The following is a 23,453-nucleotide window of genomic DNA, read 5'->3' as shown; positions in this document are numbered from 1 at the left end:
CGTGATCCGCTACCTTCGCAAGGCCGACCTCAACGCGATGCGCAGCGCCATCGGGCGCACCAAGGACCTGCGCCGCGTCGCCGAGTTGGAGCAATTGGCCGCCGTGCCCGTAGTGGCCGCCGTGGCCGCCCACCCGCCGAAGCCGCGCCCCGGCGACCGGGTCGCCGTGCTCTCGCCCTCGGCCGGCCTGCCCGCCGTCTTCCCGCACCCCTACGAGCTCGGCCTGCGCCGGCTGCGCGAGGACTACGGCCTGGAACCGGTGGAGTACCCGACCACCCGCGTGCTGGGCGCCTCCGCGCAGGACCGCGCCGCCGACATCAACGCCGCCTTCGCCGACCCGAGCATCAAGGCGGTGATCGCGACCATCGGCGGCGAGGACCAGATCACCGTACTGCCGCACCTGGACGGCGAGTTGATCCAGGCCAACCCCAAGCCCTTCTTCGGCTACAGCGACAACACCAACCTGCTGCTGTTCCTGCGCAACCTGGGCGTGGTCGGCTACCACGGCGGAACGGTGATGGTGCAGTTGGGGCGCGGCGGCCGAGTGCACCCCGACACCGATGCCTCGCTGCGCGCCGCGCTCTTCGGCTCGGGCTCCTACGAGTTGCACCCCGTCGCTGAGGTCGGCGACCAGGAGTCCCCCTGGGAGCAGCCCGAACTCCTCGCCGAAGAACCGCTGATGGAGCCCGGCACCGGCTGGATCTGGCACCAGCCGGACCGCGTGGTGGAGGGCCCCGGCTGGGGCGGCAGCGTGGAGATCCTCTCCTGGATGGCCATGGCCGACCGCGAAGTCCGCCCCGCACCCGAATACGCCGGTAACGTCCTCCTGCTGGAGACCACCGAGGAACTCCCCAGTGCCGACACCGTCTACCGCATCCTGCGCAACTTCGGCGAGCGCGGTCTGCTGCGCCGGTTCCCGGCGTTGCTGATGGCCCGCGCCAAGTCCTGGAGCTTCCAGCAGCGCAACACGCCTGCCGGGAAGCTCGCCTTCCGCACCGCCCAACGCGAGGCCGTACTGCGGGCGTTGGCCGAGTACGCCCCGGAGACGATGGCCGTCTTCGACGTGGACTTCGGCCACACCGACCCGCAGTTGGTGCTGCCGGTGGGCGGGAGGATCCGGGTGGACGGACCGGAGCGGCGCATCACGGTGTGGTACTGAAGGCGCCCTCGACACAGGCGCCCGCGACCGGCTATCCGGTCGCGGGCGCCTGTCTCCTCACTCGGTCAGACCGCTCGCTCGGTGCCCCGCTGGTCGCGCCGCCCCGCCATCCAGACGTAGACCAGGATCCCGGCGAACAGGAACAACACGCCCTGGTAGACCGCCGCGTAGCCGGCGCCGGCCAGCAGCCAGATCGAGAAGGCGAACGCGCCCAGACCCAGCGCCGCGTCCCGCAGCAGGCGGCCCGGCGCCACCTTGCCCTGCTCGCCGCGCACCAGCCAGTACAACTGCGCGGCGGTGGACAGCAGATAGGGCACGGTGGCCGTGAACGAGGTCACCAGCACCAGGATCTCGAAGGCGCTCTGGGCACCCGAGGCGAAGTTGAGAATGGTCAGCAGCGAGGCCAGGCCGACACTGATCAACACCCCGTAGACCGGGACCCCGCGCTTCTCGACGGCGAACACGGCCGGGAACAGCCCGTCCCGCGCGGCGGCGTACGGCGCCTGAGCGGCCAGCAGCGTCCAGCCGTTGAGCGCGCCGGTCATCGACACCAGCGCGGCCACCGCGATCACGCTGCCACCCCAGGAGCCGCCGAACATCACGTTCACCGCATCCGAGAACGGCGCACTGGAGTGGAGCAACTGGCTGTGCGCGACCGTCCCGAAGACCGCCAGGGTGCCGAGCAGGTAGACCACCGCCGCACCGGTGGTGCCCAGCACACTGGCCCGCCCGACGTTGCGCTCCGGGTCGCGGACCTGGCCCGCACTCATCGCGGCCGACTCGACACCCAGGTAGCTGAAGAGCAGGATCGCCGCGGACGCCGTCATGCCGCCGACCCAGCCGCTGCCCGAGGCGTCGAACGGCCCCATCTTGGCCGGGTTGAAGAAGAACAGCCCGCCGACCGCGACCAGCGCCAGCGGGATGAACTTCAGCACGGTGGAGACGATCTGGACCGCCCCCACGTATCGGGTGCCGGCCAGGTTCGCCAGCGCGGGCAGCCACTGCAGCAGCAGCGCGGCGCCGATGGTGAGCAGCTTGGAGTGCTGGATCGGCAGCAGCACGTCGAGATAGCCGACCGCCGCCACCGCGAGCGCGGCGTTGCTGACCCAGGTGGTGATCCAGTACGACCACGCGGACAGGAACCCGGCGAAGTCGCCGAACGCCTCGCGTGCGTAGACGTACGGACCGCCGGTGCGCGGATTGCGCCGGGCCAGCTTGCCGAAGACCAGCGCGAGCGCGATCGCGCCCACGGTCAGCACGGCGAACGCGAGCAGGCTGACCGTCCCGTACGGGGCGACCGCGGCGGGCAGCATGAAGATGCCGCCGCCGATGATGTTGCCCATCACCAGCGCGGTGGCGGTCGGCAGGCCGAACCGGCCACCCTTGTGCTTCTCGGCCTGCTCGGGTCCTGGATGGTCGACGGCGGCCGGGGTGGGGGTGGCTGCCTGACGGGGAAGGACCGGGCTGGTCTGCATGAGGGTGGTGCGCCTTTCCTGCTACTGCTCGGCTCGGTGGAGCCAAGCGGCAATCGTCGCTTTAGCGGACACCTCCCGCAAAATCACCCGTTTTTGTCCGTCGTGCCTGGTCAGCGACCATAAGACTTGCGGTGAACCGGGTCGCTGACCGGCACTCGTCCGGCCGGTTCGGGGATCACGGGCGGGCCGCCGTGACCACGTAGTAGTCGAGGATCCGCTCCTCGTAGGCCCGCAGGAAGTTCCGCGGCCAGGTGCCCGGAGCCCACCACCGGCTGAGCCAGCGGTCCCAGCCCTGCCAGACCTGCGGCCCGATCGACTCGACACGCGCCCCGGTGAGCCCCGCTGCCCTGAACGCATCCGTGAGCGCCGTCACCGGCCGGGCGATGTCCAGGCCGTTGGCGTACGTCTCCAGCAGCTTCGCCAACTCCTCCGGCCGACCGGGCGCGTCGTCCACCGTGAAGAAGCTGGCCACGGCCACCCGGCCGCCCGGCCGCAGCACCCGCGCCGCCTCCGCCGCGAAGGCGTCGAGGTCCGGGAAGTGCTGAGCGGCCTCCACACTGACGACGGCATCGAACTCGCCAGCCGGCAGCGGCATCCGCTCCGCGGTCCCCTGGACGAACCGCAGCCGTCCCGGTTCGTCGTGCAGCAGATCGGCTTGCGCGCTGCGGGCCCGCCGCAGCTGCTCCGGGTGAACGTCCAGGCCGGTGATGGTGGCAGGGCCGTACTCCCGCAGGGTCAGCGCGCATCCCATGCCAAGCCCGCAGCCCACCTCCAGCACCTTCGGCTCGTTGCCCAACCCGGCCGCCTCCAGCACATGCCGGTAAAGGTCCTCCTGGCTGCGCACCCGCTCCGCCTCGCCCAGCGGGCCGCTCAGGTCAATGGCCCGCCAGTAGCCGAAGTTGATGAACCCACCGGCGAAGATGGGCGCTCTGCTCAGATCGGCCGGCCCGTACGTCTCCCGCACCGCCGGCCGCATCGCCGTTTCGTCTGCCACCATGTCACACCTCCACCCTGACAACGCCGCGCACGACGGCGGGGTGACGGTTTCAGCTTCAGCGCAGTCGGCCGACCACGGAGCTCAGGTCGGCGGCGAGTTGGAGCTCGGTGGCCCGCAGCGCGGGGTGCTCCAGCCAGTGCAGCCGGGCGGTGTCCGGCCGGCCCTCGTGCAGCGGGGGCCAGCCGGGGGAGGGCGTGAAGTCGTCCACCACCACCGTGCCGCCCGGGGCGAGCAGGCGAGTGGGGTCGGCCGGCACATCCCCTTTGCCCTGACCGCCGCCGTCCAGCACCAGCAGATCAAACGGGCCCCTCTGGTACAGCTCGGTCCAGTCGCCGCACACCACCGTCACGTTCGGCCGGTCGGCGAACACCTCGGCAGCCACAGCCGCCCTGGCCTCATCACGCTCCATGCTCACCAGCCGTACCCCGTCCCCCGCCCCACTCGCCAACCACGCCAGCCCCACCCCGCACCCCGTCCCCGTCTCCCCGATCAGCCCGACCACACCCTGCGCCAACGCCTGCAGCAGGCGCCCCTGTTCGGGCCGGCATGAGTACGCGAACCCCGCCCCCTCGGCGGCGTCGAGCGCCCGGCGGACCAGCGGCGGCAGGTCGGCGAGGGCGCGGTGGGCGGCGGTGCCTTGGACGGACAACGGGACCTCACGGGGGTCGGACTGTCGGATCACCCGTGATCCTTCCCGCGGAGGCGGTGGCCGTACTCCGTCAGCCCAGCTGCCAGTTGCGGAACCAAGCTTTATGTAGTCGTGTCCTTACGATCGGATAGACGCTGCCGAGGCCGTCACCAGCTACACCCATGACACCCGTGGATTCATTTTGGGGCTGTGAGCATCATGCTTCTCCGTCCCAATGACGATGGGCTCGTTATCCGTCGGGCAAGCGCGGATGACTGCCAGCAGGTTAGCCTCGCCCATGGCATCGAGGTGCGCCCGGGGCGCCTGTTCGCTCTAGGGGGAGAGCTGAAGAGCTGCGTGGTATCGGCGCCTCCGCAATGGCATGAGGATGAGGGTGGATTGGATGATCCATCCTGGTTCGGCCACATGACGGGAACACCCTGAAGATGTATCAGAAGGTCCCGCTGGGATCGAATTCCAGCGGGACCTTCATGTCGTATCGGCGTGTCTGACTTCGTGAGCTGCTCTAGGGGCGAGTGGGGTTGACCTGTTGACTGTTCAGTGCCCGAAGCCCGAAGGATCGAATGAACCACCAATTCGTAGGCGTCCAGTATGAGTTCACCACGGCCTGCCTGGAATGCGGGGACGATGTGTCAGCGGTCGGAGGGCAGGCTCTGGTCTCCAGTCGCCTGGAGTGGAGCATCGAACGGCTTGTCCGGCGTGCGGTCCCATTGTTTCCTGCGGACGCCAAGACATCCCGGCAGGCCTCCGCGAGCGGTTGCTTGCCGACCTGAGTCATGGTCCGGCGACCCTTCAGATCGCCCTGGGCGAGAGCGACAGTCGGGCAGTGGTCATGAAGGTGATCAGGGCAAGCTTGGGGGTCGATCTCGCAGCTGCGAAGGCGATGCCGGCAGCCCTTCAGTCCGGCCGGCACACTGGCACGCTGCCCGAGGTGGAGCAATTGGCCAGCGCCCTCCGGGCGGTGGGCATCGGCGCGCAGGTGTCGCCCAAGTGACCGGCGGGCCCGGCGCGGTAGGCGCAGCGCCCTGCGAGGGTGGTGAGCCGCCTGCGCGTTGGCAGTGATCAGGGCGGACGGGTTGCTCAGCGAGCCCGAGCCCCCCGCGAACCGCTGACCCCCCGTCACAGCGCTGTCACAGCCATGTCACAGGGCTCAGGACCCCCTGGCGACCTGTGTTCCTCATGGGTATTTAATTTTCCCATACAAGATCGCGAATCGGCGATCCTACTCATGGGGGAGCAGTACATGACGACCAGCTCACGCAAGACCGCCGTTGCCCTGACCGGGCTCGCGGCCGTTGCTGCGCTGACTCTGACCGCGTGCAACGACGACGGCTCCGGCTCGGGTACCACTACGGCCCCGAGCTCGGCGGCGGCGTCCAGCCCGGTTGCGTCGAAGCCGACGGGCATGCCGACGAGCATGCCGTCCAAGGCGACCATCCCGGGCGCACCGAGCGGTGACGCCAGCTCGCCGGCCGGCGGTGGCGGTGGTGCGACGGCCGGGCCGGCGGCCACGGCGGGGCAGACCTTCAAGATCGGTCAGCCGGCCACCATCCCGTTCAGCTACGGCAGCACCAAGGGCACCATCGCGCTGACCGTGAGCTCGATCGACGCCGGCGTCCCGTCCGACCTGGCTCCGCTCAACCTGGGCGACAAGGTCAAGGGCATGGTGCCGTACTACGTCCGCTTCTCGGTCACCAACGTCGGCAGCACCGACCTCTCGTTCAGCAGCGTGTCCGAGATCAAGGGTCTGCTGCCGGACGGCTCCGAGGCGCAGGGGGTGTCGATCTTCAGCGACTTCCCCAAGTGCAACGACAACGCACTGCCGAGCGGCTTCACCAAGGGCAAGTCGGTCCAGGGCTGCATCCTCGCGCTCGCGCCCTCGGCGTCGGTGAAGGTCGACGGGGCCATGTACTGGGGCGACCCGTACACCTTGGACAAGGGCCTCTACTGGAAGTAGCCGTTGGCGGTCAGCGCATGACCTGCTGACCTGCTGATCCCTGACAGCCTCCGGTCCGCTGCGGGCCGGAGGCTGTCGGCCTTGTGGTCGGCAATGGGGAGTCGGCCCTCATGCCGCCGGCTCGACCCCGAGTTCGCCGAGCAGCCCGCGCACCAGCTGCTCGATCTGGTCGCGGATCGGGCGCACCGCGCCCACGCCCTGGCCCGCCGGGTCCTCCAACTGCCAATCCAGGTAGCGCTTTCCGGGGAAGTACGGGCAGGCGTCGCCGCAGCCCATGGTGATCACCACATCCGATGCCTGGACGGCCTCGACAGTGAGCACCTTCGGTACCTCGGCGGAGATGTCGATCCCGACCTCCGCCAGGGCCTCGACCACGGCGGAGTTGACGGTGGCAGCCGGGGCGGAGCCGGCCGAGCGGACCTCGACCCGGCCTGCGGCGAGGTGGGCGAGGAAGGCGGCCGCCATCTGGGAGCGGCCGGCGTTGTGCACGCAGACGAACAGGACGGACGGGAGGGTGGGGGCGCTCACGAGGGGTCTCCTCCTTGGTAGGGCGTTCAGCGGTCTACGGCGACGGGGTGGGGCTCGCCCTGCGGTACGACGTCCCCAGCGGGAGCGGGCCGCCCGAACAGCACCCCCACCAGGCCCATGCCCACCACCAGCCCCACGAGCTGCGCGCCGATGAACGGCAGCACGGACCCGGGCGCGATCCCGGCGAACGTATCCGTCACCGCCCGGCCGATCGTCACCGCCGGGTTGGCGAACGAGGTGCTGGACGTGAACCAGTACGCGGCGCCGATGTAGGAAGCGACCGCCACCGGCGCGAAGTGCGCGCGACCGGCCCGCGTAAGGCCGAAGATCAGCAGGATCAGCCCGGCGGTCGCCACGACCTCGCCCAGCCACAGATGCGGCGCCCAACGCTCGTGGGTGGACCAGCGCACCAGCGGGCGGGCGAACATCGCGTTCGCCAGCACCGCCCCGCCGATCGCCCCGGCGATCTGCGCGGGTACGTAAGCCGCGACCTCGCGCAGGGTCGGCCCCTCGCCACCCCGGCGGCCGGCCCACCAGGCGGCCAGCGTCACCGCCGGGTTGAAGTGCGCGCCGCAGACCGGGCCGAGCAGCACGATCAGCACCCCGAGACCGAACACCGTGGCCAGGGAGTTGGCCAGCAGCTGCACCCCGACGTCCGAGGAGAGCTCGGTGGCCTGGATGCCGGAGCCGACCACGACGGCGACCAGCGCGCCTGTCCCGACGAACTCGCCCAGGGCTTTCCGGCTGAGCCCGTTCACCGTGCGGCCCCTTGGGCCTGCCCGCCCGGTGCCTGGAGCAGTGCGGAGAGCGACGCCAGCGCGGCAGGCAGCACCCAGTAGTAGACCCAGGTCCCGCGCCGCTCGGAGCCGACCAGCCCGGCCTCGCGCAGCACCTTCAGGTGGTGGGAGATGGTCGGCTGGGACACGTCGAACGGGCCGGTCAGGTCGCAGACGCACGCTTCGCCGCCCTCGTGCGAGGCGATCAGCGACAGCAGCCGCAGCCGCACCGGGTCGGAGAGCGCCTTGAACATGCGCGCCAGCTCGCCGGCGTCCGCCTCGCCCAGCGGCTCGCGGACCAGCGGTGAGCAGCACAGCACCGCCTCGCCCTCGTCCTGGCCGAGTACCACCAGCTCTGATTTCGACATGCGTCTATGTTGACGCTCATCTAATCGAGTGGCAAGCTCGCCTGTATCGACATCCATCGAATCAAGCGGTTCCGGGAGGGCCACCATGTCCCGTGTTCAACTCGCTCTGCGCGTCGCCGACCTCGAAGGCTCGATCGCCTTCTACGCCAAGCTCTTCGGCGCCGAGCCCGCCAAGCGCCGCCCCGGCTACGCGAACTTCGCCATCGCCGAGCCGCCGTTCAAGCTCGTCCTCATCGAGGGCGAGCCCGGCCAGGACACCCGCCTGGACCACCTCGGCATCGAGGTCGAGAGCACCGAGCAGGTCACCGCCGCCACGGAGCACCTCCGCCAGGCCGGGCTCGTGGCGCTTGAGGAGAACGACACCTCGTGCTGCTACGCGCTCCAGGACAAGACCTGGGTGACCGGCCCGGGCAAGGAGCCCTGGGAGGTCTACGTCGTCAAGGCCGACGCCGACATCCTCGGCAAGAGCGCCGATACCCTCGGCAAGAGCGCCGACGCCGCACCGCAGGGCTGCTGCGCCAACGGCTGACGACCACCACGGCAGGGCGGCACCCCGTATGGAGAACTGCCTTTTAGAACTGCCATGGCCAACTGCCATGGACGACTGCCACGGACAACCACGCCTACATCGCGCGGACAACCGGATGGCCGGTGGGTTCTTCCGCTGTTCAGCTATCGCTGAAATCATCCCTACCGGCAGGTAACTGTCTGACACGCAGCGACTGATGACCCCTCGTCGGCGCCAACTCGGCTTTCGGGGCGGCTGGTTCGGTGGCACTGGCGGTGACCGTGGCGCCCGGCGGCAGCACGGAGCAACTGCTCGCCCCGACTGCTGCCGGCCGGTACGACTACACGGTCACCGCGAACACCGGGGACGGCTTCGAGCGCCGGTTCGCCGGGCGGGTGCAGCCGGAGCGCCAAGGATCAAAGCTGACGCTCCGTCAGATTGGCGTGGCGGCGAGCGGTTTCGGCGATCGCCGCCCCGTCCCGCTCGCCATCGCCGTGCGCGATGCTCTCCAGCAGGGCATTGCGCAGCAGACTGCCCAGCGGGAGTGGGACGTTGGCGTCGGCGGCCGTGTCCAGGGCCAGGTTGACGTCCTTGAGGGCCAACGCCAGCTTGAACGCGGCCGGTTCGTAGCGGCCGGCCACGATCATCGAACCGTAGCCCGAGTAGACCGGGCCGGGGAAGAAGCTGCCGGTGAGCACCTCCAGCAGGTCGGCCGGGGCCAGGCCACTGGCCTCGGCCAGTGTGGCGGCCTCCGCGAACGCCTCCACCGCCGAGAACAGCATGAAGTTGGCGCTCACCTTGGCGACATTGGCCAACTGCGGCTGCTCGCCCAGCCGATAGGTGTGGCGGCCCATCGCGTCGAACAGCGGAGCGGCTCGGTCGAGCAGCGCATCCGGGCCCGCCGCCAGGATGTTGAGGTTGCCCGCGGCCGCCACCTCCGGGCGGCCCAGCACTGGCGCCGCGACATAGCCGACGCCGTGCTTCAGGTGCAGTTCGGCAGCCCGCTTGGCCAACGCGGGAGAGATGGTGGCCATGTTGACGTGCAGTTCGGTGGTGGCCGCCGCCAGTGCGCCCTCGTCCAGGAGCAGCGACTCCACCGCCGCGTCATTGGCGAGCATCGAGACGACCACCTCGCTGCCCAGCACCTCGGCGATCCCGTCAGCGGGCCGGGCGCCCTGCTTGACGAGCTCGGCCACCGGCTCCGGCGAGCGGTTCCAGACGGTCACCTGATGGCCGGCGGCGACCAGCTGGCCTGCCATCGCGCGCCCCATCGTGCCCAGTCCGATGAATCCGACGTGCATGGTTGGCTCCCTGTTCGGTGGTGGACCTGTGCTTCGACTGCTGCCGACCTCATGTCGATCCATAGCTGATCGCGGGCCGACATGCGCTCGATCCGCGCTGGACGGGCGATCGTTCGTTCGATCCGCAGCCGATCTCCTGCCGATCTCCTGCCGATCCGCAGCCGATCTCTTGCTGACCTGTTGCTGATCCTAGGCAGTGCTCGGCCGTTGGTCGGGGAGGCACACGGTAGTTGTGCAGGCCTTTTATCTGCTAGAGCGTGTTATCTCCTGCTGGCGTATTCTGGACATCGGGAATACATCGGGAATAGGGAGTCGGGACATTGGGAATATGGACGACTCCTGGCCGGGCCGACATGTGAGGAGTCAGTGGGATGACCGCCACCGATCCAGCGCTGACCTCCCTCGCTCAGGGATGGTTCGCGCTCTCCCGCCTGCACGACCGGATCGAGTCCCGGTTGGAGCAGGCCCTGCAGGCCGGACATGACCTCAGCGTGCGCGAGTACTCGCTGCTGGCCGTGCTCAGCCGGCAGCACGGCGGCGTCGGCGGTCACCTGCGGATGGCCCAGGTGGCCGACGCCGTGGTGCTCAGCCAGAGCGCGACCACCCGGCTGGTCTCCCGCCTGGAGGACCGCGCGCTGCTCACCCGCTACCTGTGCGACACCGACCGGCGCGGCATCTACACCGACGTGACCCCGGCCGGCCTCGAACTCCTGGAGGCCGCCCGCCCGACCCACGACAGCGCTCTCTGCGAAGCCCTGCAGGAAGCCGCCAAGGACCCTGAACTCACCGACCTGGCCCAAGCGGTGAGCAGCCCGAGCGCCACGGCACCTGCCCGGAAGTGACCTTGGGCCGCGGCTACCCGGAAACCACCACGAGCTACCCGGAAACCACCACGACCTCCAGGCGGCGCGGCCCGTGGACGCCCTCCACCCGCTCCAGTTCGATGTCACTGGTCGCCGACGGTCCCGAGATCCAAGTCTGCGGACGGGTCGGCTCAAGGCGGGGCAGGGCCTGGGGCAGGGAGGCGACCACCTGGTGGGCGCGAATCACGCAGATGTGGTGGTCCGGAACCAGGGTGAGCAGGCGCCGACCCTGCGCCGGCCCGGCATCCAGCACGATGGTGCCCGTCTCGGCGATCGCCAGAGCGCAACCGGTCAACGTGCTGTCCACGCCGTTCAGTTGGTCGGCGGTCAGAGTGGGGCTGTCGGGCAGCTGCCGCACCTCGTGGGCGGCTGCCAGCCACTCCGACGGCAGATCGGTCGGCACCGCGAGCGTGCGGGAGCCATGCGCGCGCAGGATCTCGGCCAGCAGTGACGGGAGTTGATCCTCCGTCGTCTGGTGCACCACGGCGCGGTAGTCGGCCAGGTTCTCCGCCAGCAGGGCGAGCAGCGCGGGGCCGGTCGCCTCGGTGTGGGCGGTGCGGTAGGCGCGGGTCACCGGCGGGTCGGCGTCCGGGGCGCCGGGCGGCACATCGGCCAGTGCTGCGCGCACCTTGGCGAGGACGCGGTCACGGGAACTGGTCATCGGGCTGCGCCGTCCTTTCCGGTCTTGCCGTCGCTGTGGTTCGGCCCGTCCTCGTGGTTCGGCCGGCTGTTCCACCAGTCGCGGAACGGCCGTTCGGGCAGCACGGGCAGGTCGCGGCTGTCGCTCCAGGCCTTGGCCGGGCCGGGCAGTGGCAGGCGGCGAGGTAGCAGGCCGCGCGCCCGGCCGGCGGTGCGCAGGGCGGCGGAGTACGCGGCCGGGTGATCCAGGAGCCAGCCGGCCGACTTCATCGCAGCGCGCTCCAACCGGTGCCCCGGCGCCTGGTCGGCCACCCGCTCGCGCAACTGGACCAGCACCTCCGGGATGTCGATGGCCACCGGGCAGACCTCGTAACAAGCGCCGCACAGCGACGAGGCATACGGCAGCGAGGCGTCCACCTCGCTCTGCAGGCCGCGCAGTTGCGGGGTGAGGATGGCGCCGATCGGCCCCGGATAAGGGGAGCCGTAGGCGTGCCCGCCGGCCCGCTCGTACACCGGGCAGACGTTGAGGCAGGCCGAGCAGCGGATGCAGCGCAGCGCCTGGCGGCCCACCTGGTCGGCCAGGGTGTCGCTGCGCCCGTTGTCGAGCAGTACCAGATGGAAGTTTGACGGTCCGTCATCAACCGTGGTGCCGGTCCACAGTGTGGTGTACGGGTTCATCCGCTCGGCGGTGGAGGAGCGGGGCAGCAGCTGGAGGAACACTTCCAAGTCCCGCCAGCTGGGCACCAGCTTCTCGATGCCGACCACCGAGATCAGGGTCTCCGGCAGGGTCAGGCACATCCGGCCGTTGCCTTCGGACTCGAGTACGACCAGGGTGCCGGTCTCCGCCACGATGAAGTTGGCACCCGACACGGCCACCTTGGCACGCAGGAACTTCTCCCGCAGGTGCAGCCGGGCCGCCTCGGCGAGCTCCGCCGGGCTGTCGGTCAGTCCGTCGGGCGCGGGACGGCCCCAACGTCCCATCGCGTCACGGAAGATGTCGCGGATCTCGCTGCGGTTGCGGTGGATCGCGGGAACCAGGATGTGCGACGGCAGATCGTCGCCGAGCTGGACGATCAGCTCGGCGAGGTCGGTCTCGTAGGCCGTGATGCCCTCGGCCGCCAATGCCTCGTTGAGCCCGATCTCCTGCGTGGCCATCGACTTGACCTTGACGACTTCACTCTCGCCGGTGGCTCGGACCAGGTCGGCGACGATCCGGTTGGCCTCGGCCGCGTCGGCGGCCCAGTGCACCGTGCCACCCGCCGCGGTGACCGCCTTCTCAGCCTGGAGCAGGTAGTGGTCGAGGTGGCGCAGCGTGTGGTCCTTGATCTCCCGTCCGGCCTGGCGCAGTTCGGCCCAGTCGTCGAGTTCGGCCACCGCGCGGGCGCGCTTGTCGCGGATGGTGTGGGTGGCGTGGGTGAGGTTGGCACGCAGTTGGGCGTTCTGGGTGGAGACGGCGGCCGCCTCGGGGAACGGCGGCATGCCGAGGAACGTGCGGTTCATGCGGGGATCACCGTTTCGGTCGGCTCGGTGGCGGCGGCGTCCTGCTCGGTGGCGGCCAGGATCTCGGCGATGTGCAGCGGGCGCAGCGGCTGGTCCTGCCGGTGCAGCAGCCCGCCCAGGTGCATCAGGCAGGAGTTGTCGGCGCCGCAGAGCACCTCGGCGCCCGTCGACACCGCGTTGCGCACCTTGTCGGCGCCCATGGCGGTGGAGACGGCCGGGTTCTTCACGGCGAAGGTGCCGCCGAAGCCGCAGCACTCCTCGGCGCCGGGCAGTTCGATGAGCGTGAGCCCGCGCACCGCGCGCAGCAGTCGCAGCGGACGGTCGCCGAGGCCGAGCATCCGCAGCCCGTGGCAGGACGGGTGGTACGTGACTGTGTGCGGGAAGTAGGCGCCCACGTCGGCGACTTCGAGCACGTCGACCAGGAACTCGGTGAGTTCGACCACCCTCGGGACCAGCGCGTCGGCAGCCTTGCCGAGCGCGGTGCCACGCCCCTCGGCGCGGGCCTTGGCGCCGATCCGCGGGTAGTTGTCGCGCACCATCGCGGCGCATGACCCGGATGGGGTGACCACGTAGTCGTAGCCCGCGAACACCTTCGCCATCCGGTGCACCAGTGGCTCCGTCTCGCGCCGGTAGCCGGTGTTGTACTGCGGCTGGCCGCAGCAGGTCTGCCCGGCGGGGAAGTCGACGTCCACGCCGAGCCGCTCCAACAACGTGACCACGGCACGGCCGGTGTCGGGATAGAGGGCGTCGTTGACGCAGGTGAGGAAGAGTGCGACACGCATGGGGGTCCTCGTGCGGTCTCGATTGATCAGTACGTCGGGATCACTAGCACATCGGGTCGGCCATTCTTTGGTCAGACCATATACCCGAGAGGTGGCCGAGGGGCAGTGCGGGGCGCGGGTGCCGCTAGGACTCGGTGTCGGCCGGGAGCGCCGGCAGCGCGACCTCGTGGTAGAAGCGGTGGATGTGCGACTCGACCAGATCGCCGGCCGCCTGTGCGTCACCGGCGGCGATGGCCTGGTAGATCGCGTGGTGCTCGGCGCGCAGGTCGGCGGCCACCGCGGGCCAGTCGTCGAGGCGTCGGAAGGCCGCGAGCAGCGGATGCCGGACGGCATTGCGCACCGCCACGGTCAGATCCGCCATCAGCCGGTTGCCGCCCGCCTCGGCGATGGTCACGTGGAAGGCGACGTCGTGCTCGCTGAACTCCTCGCGGGACAGCGCCGGGTCGTCCATCAGCACGAGCAACTCGTAGAGCCGGGACAGCTGTTGTTCGCTGGCCTGGCCGGCGGCGGACCGGGCACTGGCCCGCTCCAGGGCGGCCCGGGTGTCGACCACGTCGGGCAGCGGGAAGTTCGCCAACGCCATGTGGAACCGCAGCAACTGGGTCAGACCCGCGCTCGGCAGGGCCGTGATCACGCTGCCGGAGTCGCGCCCGGTGCCGACCTTGGCCCGCACCACGCCCTGCGCCTCCAGCACGCGCAGCGCCTCGCGGATCGCCGCCCGGCTGACTCCGAGTAGCTCCACCAGCTCACGTTCCGGCGGCAACCGGTCGCCGACCCGCAGCTTCCCGGCCAGGATCTGCTCCTCGATCCGGTCCAGGACCAGCTCGAAGGTGCGCGAGCGGGGTACCGGTTCCCACCCAGTCGGCTCCGCCATGAGGCCCTTCCGCTCCGCTCCACTCGCACTCACTCGGGGAACCGCAGGTGAGCGGCCTCCCGGTGGTCCGATCATAGGTCACACCAATGTGGTCTTGGCCGGACCAAGGACCAGTGCGGGCGCCTGCCCGGGACGCCCGCCTGGGGTTCCCGCCTGGGGCGCCCGCCTGGTGAGCGTGGTCGACGCGGTCAGGCGGGCGGGCTCGGTCACGCGGCCGTGGACGGCTTGCGGGCGAGGAGGAAGGCCTGCGGCACGGACTCCACGCCGTCGGTGACGGGGCCGCGGACCAGCTGGGTGTGGACCGGGAGGTCGGCGGCGGCGAGTGCGGCGATCACGGTTTCCGCGGTGCGGCGGTGGAACTCCAGGGAGACCTGATGACCCAGCGCCTCGTCGCGGCGGTGCAGCCGGTCACCGACCTGGAATGCCACCAGCAGCGCGCCGCCGGGGGCCAGGACACGGTGGAACTCGGCTAGCGCCAGGGGGAGTTGGTCCGGCGGCAGGTGGATGATCGAGTACCAGGAGAGGATGCCGCCGACGCTGTTGGCCGGGACGTCCAGCGCGGTGATCGAACCCACCTCGAAGCGGAGGCCGGGGTGGTTCTTGCGGGCGATCTCGATCATCTGGGGTGAGAGGTCGATTCCGAAGGGGTCCTCCAAGCCCAGCTCGCGCAGCAGCGGGGTCAGTCGGCCCGGGCCGCAGCCCAGGTCGGCCACCGGGCCGTGACCGCCGTCTCGGACGAGCTCGGCGAAGGCGGCGAGCATCGCGTGGTCCAGCGGCTTGATGTCCGGCTGGTAGCGGAAGCGCTCGGTGTAGTCGGCAGCGATGGCGTCGTAGGAGGCGCGGGTGTTGCGCAGGAAGTCGGGCTCGGTCATGCCACGGCCCCCGGCGTGGCTGCGGCGGCCTGGGTGGTCGCCGTGGCCGGGGTGTTCGCTGCGGCCTGGGCAGTCGCCGGCGCGTCGGGGGCTGCCGGTTCCGGGGCGGGCACGGGAACGACGGCCAGCGCGTCGACCTCGACCAGGAACTCCGGTCGGATCAGCCCGGCCACCACCACGGCGCTGCTGGCCGGCGGGTTCGCGGTGTCGATCACGGCGTCGCGGGCGGCGCGGAGCGCGGGGAGGTAGGCGACATCGGTGATGTAGAAGGTCAGCTTGATCACGTCGGTGAACTCGGCGCCGGCGGCGGCGAGGGCCCGGTGGATGTTCTCGAAGACCTGGCCGGCCTGGGCATCGGGGTCGCCGGGGCCGACCAGGGCGCCGGTTTCGTCCAGCGCGAGCTGGCCGGAGACTGCGACGATGCGACCGGTGCCCCAGGACACGTGGCTGTAGCCGTTCCCGGGGGCGAGCCCGGCGGGGGCCACCAGGTGCCCGCTCGGTGCGGCGGGCGTCTCAGGCGCGGTGTGAGTCTGGAAGCTGTCGGACATAGATGATCCCCTGTTCAGTAATGCCCGTGGAGCCAGTCGGTCATGACTAGCGATCAACACAAGATCACACGCTAGGGGAGCGGGGGCGGGTCTGCTCATCCTCGGGGCTAATAATGCCCAGCATTACGGGTGGTGGGGCGGTCGCTGGCTGGGGTGAGTCTTAATGCTGCCCATTATTAGTTGCCCAGGGTGGGTTGGATCAGCTGATGCGCGGGTTAATAATGCCCATTAGTAGCCGTCCTCTCACCAGGCTGCCCGCGCCTCCTCGACAGTAATAATGCCCAGCATTACCATCCTCGCCATGGCACGAACCACCGGACGAAGCGACACCCGCGAGAAGTTGCTCCATGCCGCCGAGCAGCTCTTCGCCACCCAAGGCGTGGACGGCGCGCAGACCCGCGACATCGTCCGGTTGGCCGGGCAGGCCAACCCGTCGGCCGTGCAGTACCACTTCGGCTCCCGGGCCGGCCTGTTGGACGAGATCATGAAAGCCCGCCAGGAACGCACCGAACGCGTCCTGGCACAGCGGCTGCCCGAGCTGGCCGGCCTCGCCCTGCCCGAGCTGCTCCGCGCCCTGATCGACGCCGAGGCCACCGAGCTGCGCACCGCCCACGGCCGCCACGCGCTGCGGATCTCCGCCCAGCTCGGGCACCAGAGCGGCCCCTCGGGCGGGTACTCGGGCGGGTCCTCTGACGAGCCCTCCGGCGGGTCCTCGGCCGTGCTCCCGGCGAGCCTCGGCCAGCAGCGCTTTGTCGACCACCTCACCGAGCGGCTGGCCGTGCCCCCGGGCGTACCGGGCCTGCCCGAGCCGGTTCGCCGTCAGCGGCTCGACCTGGCGCTCACGCTGATCCGCACCGCCCTCGCCGATCGGGCGCGCCAGTACACCGATGGCGAACAACTGCTCACCGACGAGGCGTTCTTCCTCGCCGATCTGGCCAGCATGGCAGCCGCCCTGCTCCAGGCGCCCCTACCGGCCCCCTGAGTCCACCAGCCGCCGATGCGGGCGAACGGATCCCCACGGGCCGGCCCGTGCGGCCCGAGCGCCGCCCGCCGCCCCAGTCACCCTTGCCGCCCCAGCCCCGCGCCAGCGCACCCCTGGGCCGCCCCTGCCAGGGGACCGCAACCCGCAACGCGCACGCCGACGAATAGTCGGCGTGGGCCGTGGTCGTGCTGCTGCTGATCGGCGCAACACCCACGCGAGGTGAATAACCGGGGAGTCGTCAGTCCACCGTGGGAGGGTGGGGAAGTAGAACTGACGATCCGCCGGATGCCTTGAACCCAGGAGGGCCGATGTCCCGGTTTGCCCCACCCGCGCGGGATGAGCGGTCCGCGTTGCTCGGGTTCCTCCAGCACCAGCGTGCGGCGCTGCGGTTCGCTGTGTTCGGGTTGACCGAGAAGCAGGCCTGGTCGGTGCCGAGCGCCAGCGAGCTGTCGCTCGCCGGGCTGCTCAAGCATGCCGCCGTCACCGAGCGGCGCTGGGTGCTCGCCGCGCTGGCCGGGCAGGAGCTGCCCGGTCTGTGGCCGATCACGGACCCGGGTGCCGAGTTCCAGCGCGCCGAGGGCGACACCGTCGACGCACTGCTGGCGAACTGGGAGAAGGCCGCCGCCGAGACGGAGGAGGTGGTGGCCGCGCTGCCCTCGCTGGATGTGCCGTGCGCCAACGCGCAAGCCGCCCAGTGGTCGGCGCGCTGGGTGCTGCTGCACCTGATCGAGGAGACTGCCCGGCACGCCGGTCATGCCGACGTGATCCGCCAGTCGATCGACGGCGCCCACTCATGGGAGCTGATGGCCAAGGCGGAGGGCGACGGCTAGAAGTCGCGAGACGAGCTACTCGTAGCGGTGCTCCAGTGAGTCCCGCTCGGCCTGCTGGATCATCTCCACGGTCAGACCGTCCAGCGAGGTGGAGAGGTGGGAGAGGGTGACTTCGGCGGTGCTGGGGGCGGCGTCCTTGGGGAGCCACTTCTCGGGCTGCCAGAGCGAGCCGCGCAGCACCGACTTGGGGCAGTGCCCGTAGACCTCCTCGACGTGCACCACGATGGCACTGCGCGGCGGCTTGCCGACGGCGGTGAGCTGTTCGAGCAGGAGCGGGTCGGTGGAGACGCAGGCCCGCCCGTTGACGCGCAGGATGTTGGTGTGGCCGGGGAACAGGAAGAGCAGTCCGGCCTGTCCGGTGGCCACGATGTTCTGCAGCGTGTCCAGCCGCTTGTTGCCGGTGGCGTCGGGTATCGCGAGGGTGTGCTCGTCGAGGACGGAGACGAAGCCGGCCGGCCCGCCGCGCGGTGACACGTCGCAGCTGCCGTCCGCGCCGGTGCTGGCCACCAGGACGAAGGAGGAGCTGGCGATCAGGCGCTTGGTCACCTCGTGGATCCGGTCCACCTGCTTGTGTCGGGCTGCCTCGCCCGGCATCTCGTAGACCTCGCGCAGGGCGGCGGCGTCGGGGACGGCGTCGGCCCGCAGCGCATCAAACAGGCTGACGGACCGTGACGCGGCGGCCGCCGACCTGCCGTCCGCCGACCTGCCGTCCGCCGAGCCGCCCACCGGCGAACTGCCGTCCACCGAGCTGTCCGCCTGCGCCGAGCTGCCCGGCTGCGGGGTGCTGGCCATTGAGCCGATCATCGAGCTGGTCATGAGGCGCAATCTAGCGGACCGCCGCCCACCTGGGGATACCGTTATCCGCATGACGCCTGGTGATCTGCCTGCCGCCATTGCCGAGCTCAGGGGTGCCCTCGGCCCGACCGTCGTGCTGGCGCCGGGCGATCCGGCGGCCGGCTTCGTCAGGGACGAGCGCGGCCTGCTGCCGGCCCGGCCGGCGGCGGTGCTGCGCCCGCAAAGTACCGCCGAGGTGGCCGTCGCGATCGGAATCTGTGCCCGCCATCGGGTGCCGGTCGTGCCGTTCGCAGGCGGCACGGGACTGGTCGGCGGCGCGATCCCACTCGGCGATGAAGCCCAACTGGTGCTGAGTGTGCAGAAGTTGGACCGAATTCGCAGCGTCGACCCGGTCGACTTCGCACTTACCGCCGAGGCCGGGTGCGTACTGACGGATGTTCAGCGGGCCGCCGAGGAAGTCGGCTTGCTCTTTCCGCTGCGGCTCGCCTCCGAGGGCAGTGCCCGGCTCGGCGGCGCGATCGCCACCAACGCCGGCGGCAGCAATGTGCTGCGTTACGGGATGACCCGCGATCTGGTGTTGGGCCTGGAGGCGGTGCTTCCGGACGGCCGGATCTGGCACGGCCTGCGCAGCCTGAGCAAGGACAACACCGGCTACGACCTCAAGCAGCTGCTGATCGGCTCCGAGGGCACCTTGGGCGTGGTCACCGCCGCTACCGTGCGGCTGGTGCCGCGTCCCCGGTACCACGCGGTCGCGCTGCTCGCCCTGCCCGAACCGGCCGTGCTCACACCGCTCTTCGCGCTGGCCCGCGAGTGGTTCGAGGACCGGCTCACCGCCCTGGAGCTGTTCGGTCGAACCGGGATGGACCTGCTGCTCAGCCAACTGCCTGACCAACTGCCCACACTGAAGGACCCGTTCGCCCATCCGCACCCCTGGTATCTGCTGGTCGAGGCCACCGCGACCAGGGATGGCGCGGGGCTGGCCGCCCAGTTGGAGTCCTTCCTCGCCGAGGCCACCCGTCTGGGGCTGGTCGCCGATGCGGTCCCCGCACTGGACCGCCCGCAGGCGCGGGCGCTGTGGGCGCTGCGCGAGGCGCTGCCGGAGGCCGAGAAGCGGGCCGGCGGCGCGATCAAGCACGACGTCAGCGTGCCACTCGGTGCGATCACCGCGTTCTTGGCGGATGCCGAAGGGGAGTTGGCAGTGGCCTTTCCGGGTGTCCGGGTCAATGCCTTCGGGCATGTCGGCGACGGCAACATCCACCTCAACGTGCTGGCCCGACCCGAACGGGCCACTGGGGTATCGGAGTTGGTCTACCGTGTGGTCGCCGAACACCACGGCTCGATCAGCGCGGAGCACGGCATCGGCGTGCTCAAGCGCGAGGCACTGGCGGTCGCCCGGGAGCCGCTCGAACTTGAGCTGCTGCACACCGTGAAGGCGGCCCTCGACCCACTGGGCATCATGAACCCCGGCAAACTGCTGCGCGGTTGACGCACCGGGGCCGCCGACCACCCAACAGGTCGGCGGCCCCGGAAAGCTCACGAAACCAACGGAAACAGACGACGACGCGTCAGCTGATCGCGAAGTCGTCGCCGTAGACGTCGCCCTGGCCGTACCAGCCGTGCAGATACACGGTGACGGTGCCCGAGGCGTTGGTGGTGAACGGGACGGTCAGCTTGGTCCAGCCGCTGCCGGAGGCCCAGCTGGAGGCGGTGGCGCCGCCGCTGACCCCCAGGTAAGCGTAGTTGCCCTGGACCCAACCGGTGAGCGTATAGGCGTGGTTGGGCTGCAGGGTGACGGTCTGGTCGCACTCGCCGGTCTGGTTCGAGGTCGGCGCGACCTGCAGTGCGTGGCTGCCGGAGTGCACCGGGGTGCTGACCACCGCGCCGCCGCTCTGGCAGGTCCACGGGCTGAGGCTGCCGGTCTCGAAGCCGCCGTTCACCAGCGCGCCGCCACCGCCGCCACCGCCTGTGCTGGTGACGTTGAGGGTGTAGCCGGCGCTGTGGCTGCCGGAGGCGGCCGCGCCCGTGATGGTGAGCGGGTAGCTGCCGGACGCCACGCTGGAAGCGACGGAGATGCTGAGGGCGGCGGTGCCGCCTGCGGTGACGCTGCTGGGGCTGATCGCGGCGGTGACGCCGGCGGGTGCGCCGGAGACGGAGAGCGCGACGCTCTGCGCGGAGCCGGAGGTGACCGACGTGCTCACCGTGGCGGTGGTGCTGGAGCCCGCCTGGACCGAACCGGACGCCGGCGAGTCGCTCAGCGCGAAGTCGTTGCCGGTGGTGCCGCCGCCGGAGGAGGTGAAGGGCTCCAGTGCGTGGCTGAAGTCCCAGGTGCTCTGGGCTATTCCGGAGCAGGTGTCGGAGCCCGCGGTGCCCACCGCGCAGCTGCTGTTGTCACGCTGCAGCGCCCAGAAGGCAAGGGTGTTGACGCCCTTCGAGGTGGCCCAGCTCTGCACGTTCTGCGCGTCGGCGACGGTGGTGGTCTCGGCGGTGCCGTAGTCGTCGACGCCGGGCATCAGGGTGATGCCGATCGAACCCCACAGCTGTGCGGCCGACTTGCCCGGGTAGAGCTGAGCCAGCTGGTTGTAGAGGCCGCCGGCCGCGTTCTCCGCGTCGGTGGCCATCTCATGGGCGGCGCCGTCGTAGTAGTCGAACGTCATGATGTTGACGACGTCGATGCGCGCGTTGTTGCTGACCGCGTTCTTCAGCACGTTGAGGCCGCTGGCCGCCAGACCGCTGGTGGTGGTCGGGAGGGTGTAGGAGAACTGGACGTTGCGCCCGTTCGCCGCCGCCCAGTCCTCGACCAGCTTGACCGCCTTGTTGCGGCGGTCGATGCCGGCGGTGTTGGTCAGCGAGTTGTCCTCGGTGTCCAGGTCGATCCGGCTGACGTTGTAGGTGGTGATCACCGACTCGTAGGCGGCCGCGATCCGGTTGACGTCGGTGCAGCTGTCGGCGATCTCGGTGCCGCCGTTGTCGGCCGCGTAGCCGCCGAAGGACGGGATCGCATCGCCGCCGGACGCCTGGAGGCTCGCGATGTCGCTGCCGAACGAGGACGTGGCGATCGGGGTCGAGGTGTCGCCGGCCCAGTAGACGGAGCAGGAGCCCTTGGTGGCGGCCTGGATGAAGGCCATGCTCAGGTACTTGTTGCCGGACTGGGTGGCCTGGCCGGAGAGGCTGCCGGGCGTGTAGGCCTCGTAGTAGGGGGCGAAGACATGCGCGGGCAACGGCGTGCCGGTCGCGGCAGCAGCGGCAGTAGCAGCATGGGCGGCGGTGGTGGCGCCGACCAGCAGGCCGGCCGACGCCGCCAGCGTGGCGCCGACGGTCAGCACCGCCTGGAACGATCTCTGAAGTCGCATCAGTGCTCCAACGTGTGGGGGAGGAGGAGTGGCGCACGTACGGGAATCGGCGCATGGCGACGACCGGCGCCGAAGCGTCGGTCGGTCGGTGCGCGGCAGGGCGGGTCGGGGAGCGGGTCTTATCGTTGGACTAGACCAGTTGTCTGTCAAGAGTCCTAACAGTTCGAGGCTCATTGGCTCGCCAGTCCGAGGCGCAGTGGCCTGCCGGTCCGGGACCGGTTCGCCCGCCGGCTCGAGGTTCATCAGCGGACCGACTCGAGGCCCATCAGCGGGCCGGCCGGGCGCAGGCGGCAGGGCGGGCGGACCGTACTGGGGCGGGCACGGAATGTATGCGAATCACCGCCGGGCTGGTGAGCATCCCCACAGGCGTTTCACGCCTACGACGGAGGGTCGTAGGCAGCCGCACCCCGGCTGAGCGGTCGGACCGGCGGTCCGCACTGCTCCTCCTACCGGCCGTCGTAGCAGCGGTGCTTGCTGCCCCACGGCGGGCCACGTTAAACCTGGACGAGTCGCCAAGCGCGCCGCCTGCACCGGGCTGAACAGTTCAGCCCCATCCGGTGCCGAGTTCAGAGGTGGAGCGCTCCGTCCGGACACCGACCGACTCCGGGGTGTCCCACGGTCACCGACGCGCCTTCGCAGCATGCGTGCGGCCTCGCGCCGCGCCGCTGCCGTGCGCCCGGGACCAGCAACACCGAACGAGGTACCAGCAGTATGCGCAGCGCCCTTATGACCATCGTGCGGCAGCGATCCTCCGTGGTTCTCGCCTCCGCCGGCCTGACCGCCGCCGTCGCCGCCTCCGCCGTGGCCTTCGCGCTCCCCTCCGACGCCGCCACCCCGGCGTCGGCCGCCGCCCCGCACCCCGCCGCCGCTGCCGGCGCGCAGCACGGGGCGACCCTGGCCTTCTCCGCCAAGGACCTGCCCTCCGGCTCGACCTCGATGGCCGCCGCCGGTGACACCGGCAAGCTGGAGAACGCCCCCTACCTGCAGCAGCACGGCACCCAGCACACCAACACCCTGAGCACCGCGCCCTACCAGGCCCCGGCGCAGGCCAAGCCCGTCGCCCCGGCGGCCGCGCCCCAGCCGGCCCAGGAGCAGGCCCCGGCCCCGCAGCCGGCCGCCCCCGCGCAGCCCGCGCCGCAGCCGGCCCCGCAGCCCGCCGCCCCTGCGCAGCCCGCTCCCCAGCCGGCCCCGCAGCCCGCGCCGCAGCCCGCTCCCCAGCCGGTTGCGCAGGTGGCCACGGACACCAGCCCGAGCGGCCTGCGCGCGCTGGCCCAGAGCATGGTCCCGGCCGACCAGTGGGCGTCGTTCAACCAGGTGGTCAGCCACGAGAGCAGCTGGAACTACCTGGCGGTCAACCCGTCCTCCGGCTCCTACGGGCTGGGCCAGGCGCTGCCTGCCAGCAAGATGGCCTCGGCCGGTGCCGACTGGCGCACCAACCCGGTGACCCAGATCAAGTGGACCCTGAACTACATGAACGACCGCTACGGCAGCCCGAACGGCGCCTGGACCTGGTGGCAGGCCCACCACTGGTACTAAGCCGACAGGCCAAGCCAAGCCAGGCCGGTAGGCCAGGCTGATACAGCACGGCACTGCCCCGACCGGCCAGATGGCGGATTCTTGGGGTCCTCGCAACACCTGATGGCCTACGTGGTCGTCAGTAGATCACGCAGGCGCTCGGCTGGGGTTCTCCAGCCGAGCGT

The 23,453-nt window shown here is 70.6% G+C and carries 23 protein-coding genes and 1 pseudogene; 9 read left to right on the top strand and 15 right to left on the bottom strand.

The annotated features are described in order from the left end of the window. Positions 1-121 precede the first annotated feature (121 nt). On the top strand, positions 122-1,159 hold the full coding sequence (locus tag P3T35_RS24570) for an LD-carboxypeptidase (protein ID WP_280707807.1): 1,038 nt from the start codon (positions 122-124) through the stop codon (positions 1,157-1,159). A gap of 65 nt (positions 1,160-1,224) precedes the next feature. Here P3T35_RS24570 and P3T35_RS24565 read toward each other — a convergent pair whose 3' ends face one another. The 3 genes from P3T35_RS24565 to P3T35_RS24555 form a co-directional block, all read right to left on the bottom strand. After that, positions 1,225-2,634, bottom strand: coding sequence for an amino acid permease (locus tag P3T35_RS24565; RefSeq protein ID WP_101383505.1), 1,410 nt, complete (start codon positions 2,632-2,634; stop codon positions 1,225-1,227). 175 nt (positions 2,635-2,809) lie between these two features. Continuing rightward, positions 2,810-3,631 (bottom strand): class I SAM-dependent methyltransferase, encoded by an 822-nt coding sequence (locus tag P3T35_RS24560; RefSeq protein ID WP_280707718.1) that lies wholly within the window; start codon positions 3,629-3,631, stop codon positions 2,810-2,812. Between the two features lie 55 nt (positions 3,632-3,686). After that, on the bottom strand, positions 3,687-4,280 hold the full coding sequence (locus tag P3T35_RS24555) for a class I SAM-dependent methyltransferase (protein ID WP_101385449.1): 594 nt from the start codon (positions 4,278-4,280) through the stop codon (positions 3,687-3,689). An 826-nt stretch (positions 4,281-5,106) separates the two neighbouring features. Here P3T35_RS24555 and P3T35_RS24550 point away from each other — a divergent pair. Continuing rightward, the gene (locus P3T35_RS24550; RefSeq protein WP_180356722.1) at positions 5,107-5,274 is read left to right on the top strand and encodes a hypothetical protein; all 168 of its coding nucleotides are present in this window, start codon (positions 5,107-5,109) and stop codon (positions 5,272-5,274) included. A gap of 249 nt (positions 5,275-5,523) precedes the next feature. After that, entirely contained in the window at positions 5,524-6,237 is a 714-nt protein-coding gene (locus P3T35_RS24545) for a hypothetical protein (protein WP_143676980.1), read from the top strand. Between the two features lie 108 nt (positions 6,238-6,345). Here P3T35_RS24545 and P3T35_RS24540 read toward each other — a convergent pair whose 3' ends face one another. Genes P3T35_RS24540 through P3T35_RS24530 form a run of 3 tightly spaced genes read right to left on the bottom strand, consistent with a single transcriptional unit; the run spans position 6,346 to position 7,909 of the window. Next, on the bottom strand, positions 6,346-6,765 hold the full coding sequence (locus tag P3T35_RS24540) for an arsenate reductase ArsC (RefSeq protein ID WP_101383508.1): 420 nt from the start codon (positions 6,763-6,765) through the stop codon (positions 6,346-6,348). Between the two features lie 26 nt (positions 6,766-6,791). Beyond that, a complete protein-coding gene (locus P3T35_RS24535; protein ID WP_280707713.1) occupies positions 6,792-7,523 on the bottom strand; it encodes an MIP/aquaporin family protein in 732 nt (243 codons plus the stop codon). Next, entirely contained in the window at positions 7,520-7,909 is a 390-nt protein-coding gene (locus P3T35_RS24530) for a metalloregulator ArsR/SmtB family transcription factor (protein WP_101383509.1), read from the bottom strand. The genes P3T35_RS24535 and P3T35_RS24530 overlap by 4 nt, the downstream gene beginning before the upstream one ends. Positions 7,910-7,994: 85 nt before the next feature. Here P3T35_RS24530 and P3T35_RS24525 point away from each other — a divergent pair, with 85 nt between their 5' ends. Further along, positions 7,995-8,438, top strand: a complete 444-nt coding sequence (locus P3T35_RS24525) for an ArsI/CadI family heavy metal resistance metalloenzyme (RefSeq protein ID WP_101383510.1) — start codon at positions 7,995-7,997, stop codon at positions 8,436-8,438. 395 nt (positions 8,439-8,833) lie between these two features. Here the strand turns inward: P3T35_RS24525 and P3T35_RS24520 are convergent, their stop codons facing one another. Continuing rightward, positions 8,834-9,718, bottom strand: a complete 885-nt coding sequence (locus P3T35_RS24520; protein ID WP_101383511.1) for an NAD(P)-dependent oxidoreductase — start codon at positions 9,716-9,718, stop codon at positions 8,834-8,836. A 371-nt stretch (positions 9,719-10,089) separates the two neighbouring features. Between P3T35_RS24520 and P3T35_RS24515 the strand changes: the two genes are divergently transcribed. Continuing rightward, positions 10,090-10,560 (top strand): MarR family transcriptional regulator, encoded by a 471-nt coding sequence (locus P3T35_RS24515; RefSeq protein ID WP_101383512.1) that lies wholly within the window; start codon positions 10,090-10,092, stop codon positions 10,558-10,560. 34 nt (positions 10,561-10,594) lie between these two features. Here the strand turns inward: P3T35_RS24515 and P3T35_RS24510 are convergent, their stop codons facing one another. The 6 genes and pseudogenes from P3T35_RS24510 to P3T35_RS24485 form a co-directional block, all read right to left on the bottom strand. Next, a complete protein-coding gene (locus P3T35_RS24510; RefSeq protein WP_101383513.1) occupies positions 10,595-11,242 on the bottom strand; it encodes an LUD domain-containing protein in 648 nt (215 codons plus the stop codon). Next, positions 11,239-12,720 (bottom strand): lactate utilization protein B, encoded by a 1,482-nt coding sequence (locus tag P3T35_RS24505; RefSeq protein WP_101383514.1) that lies wholly within the window; start codon positions 12,718-12,720, stop codon positions 11,239-11,241. Before P3T35_RS24505 ends, P3T35_RS24510 begins: the two co-directional genes overlap by 4 nt. Continuing rightward, on the bottom strand, positions 12,717-13,502 hold the full coding sequence (locus P3T35_RS24500; RefSeq protein ID WP_101383515.1) for a (Fe-S)-binding protein: 786 nt from the start codon (positions 13,500-13,502) through the stop codon (positions 12,717-12,719). The genes P3T35_RS24505 and P3T35_RS24500 overlap by 4 nt, the downstream gene beginning before the upstream one ends. A 124-nt stretch (positions 13,503-13,626) precedes the next feature. Continuing rightward, positions 13,627-14,376 (bottom strand): FCD domain-containing protein, encoded by a 750-nt coding sequence (locus P3T35_RS24495; protein ID WP_218976733.1) that lies wholly within the window; start codon positions 14,374-14,376, stop codon positions 13,627-13,629. A gap of 206 nt (positions 14,377-14,582) precedes the next feature. Continuing rightward, positions 14,583-15,248: a class I SAM-dependent methyltransferase gene (locus P3T35_RS24490; RefSeq protein ID WP_101383517.1), complete on the bottom strand. Its 666-nt coding sequence runs from the start codon at positions 15,246-15,248 to the stop codon at positions 14,583-14,585. Between the two features lie 116 nt (positions 15,249-15,364). Continuing rightward, a pseudogene (locus P3T35_RS24485) lies at positions 15,365-15,796 on the bottom strand (RidA family protein); the annotation flags it as partial. 301 nt (positions 15,797-16,097) lie between these two features. Between P3T35_RS24485 and P3T35_RS24480 the strand changes: the two are divergent. Further along, entirely contained in the window at positions 16,098-16,778 is a 681-nt protein-coding gene (locus P3T35_RS24480; protein WP_101383519.1) for a helix-turn-helix domain-containing protein, read from the top strand. A 308-nt stretch (positions 16,779-17,086) separates the two neighbouring features. Next, positions 17,087-17,608, top strand: a complete 522-nt coding sequence (locus P3T35_RS24475) for a DinB family protein (protein WP_101383520.1) — start codon at positions 17,087-17,089, stop codon at positions 17,606-17,608. A gap of 15 nt (positions 17,609-17,623) precedes the next feature. On the opposite strand, the gene P3T35_RS24470 is transcribed toward P3T35_RS24475, so the two are convergent. Beyond that, the gene (locus tag P3T35_RS24470; protein ID WP_280707712.1) at positions 17,624-18,424 is read right to left on the bottom strand and encodes an MSMEG_1061 family FMN-dependent PPOX-type flavoprotein; all 801 of its coding nucleotides are present in this window, start codon (positions 18,422-18,424) and stop codon (positions 17,624-17,626) included. A 49-nt stretch (positions 18,425-18,473) separates the two neighbouring features. Between P3T35_RS24470 and P3T35_RS24465 the strand changes: the two genes are divergently transcribed. Then, positions 18,474-19,889, top strand: coding sequence for an FAD-binding oxidoreductase (locus tag P3T35_RS24465; RefSeq protein ID WP_101383522.1), 1,416 nt, complete (start codon positions 18,474-18,476; stop codon positions 19,887-19,889). Positions 19,890-19,968: 79 nt separating this feature from the next. Here the strand turns inward: P3T35_RS24465 and P3T35_RS24460 are convergent, their stop codons facing one another. Further along, positions 19,969-21,753 (bottom strand): carbohydrate binding domain-containing protein, encoded by a 1,785-nt coding sequence (locus tag P3T35_RS24460; RefSeq protein WP_101383523.1) that lies wholly within the window; start codon positions 21,751-21,753, stop codon positions 19,969-19,971. Positions 21,754-22,464: 711 nt separating this feature from the next. Here P3T35_RS24460 and P3T35_RS24455 point away from each other — a divergent pair. After that, on the top strand, positions 22,465-23,289 hold the full coding sequence (locus P3T35_RS24455) for a transglycosylase SLT domain-containing protein (protein WP_280707711.1): 825 nt from the start codon (positions 22,465-22,467) through the stop codon (positions 23,287-23,289). Positions 23,290-23,453: the final 164 nt, after the last annotated feature.

This window comes from Kitasatospora sp. GP30 (genome assembly GCF_029892145.1).
GTDB classification, from domain to species: Bacteria; Actinomycetota; Actinomycetes; order Streptomycetales; family Streptomycetaceae; genus Kitasatospora; species Kitasatospora acidiphila.
This window is presented reverse-complemented; position numbering and strand designations above follow the sequence as displayed.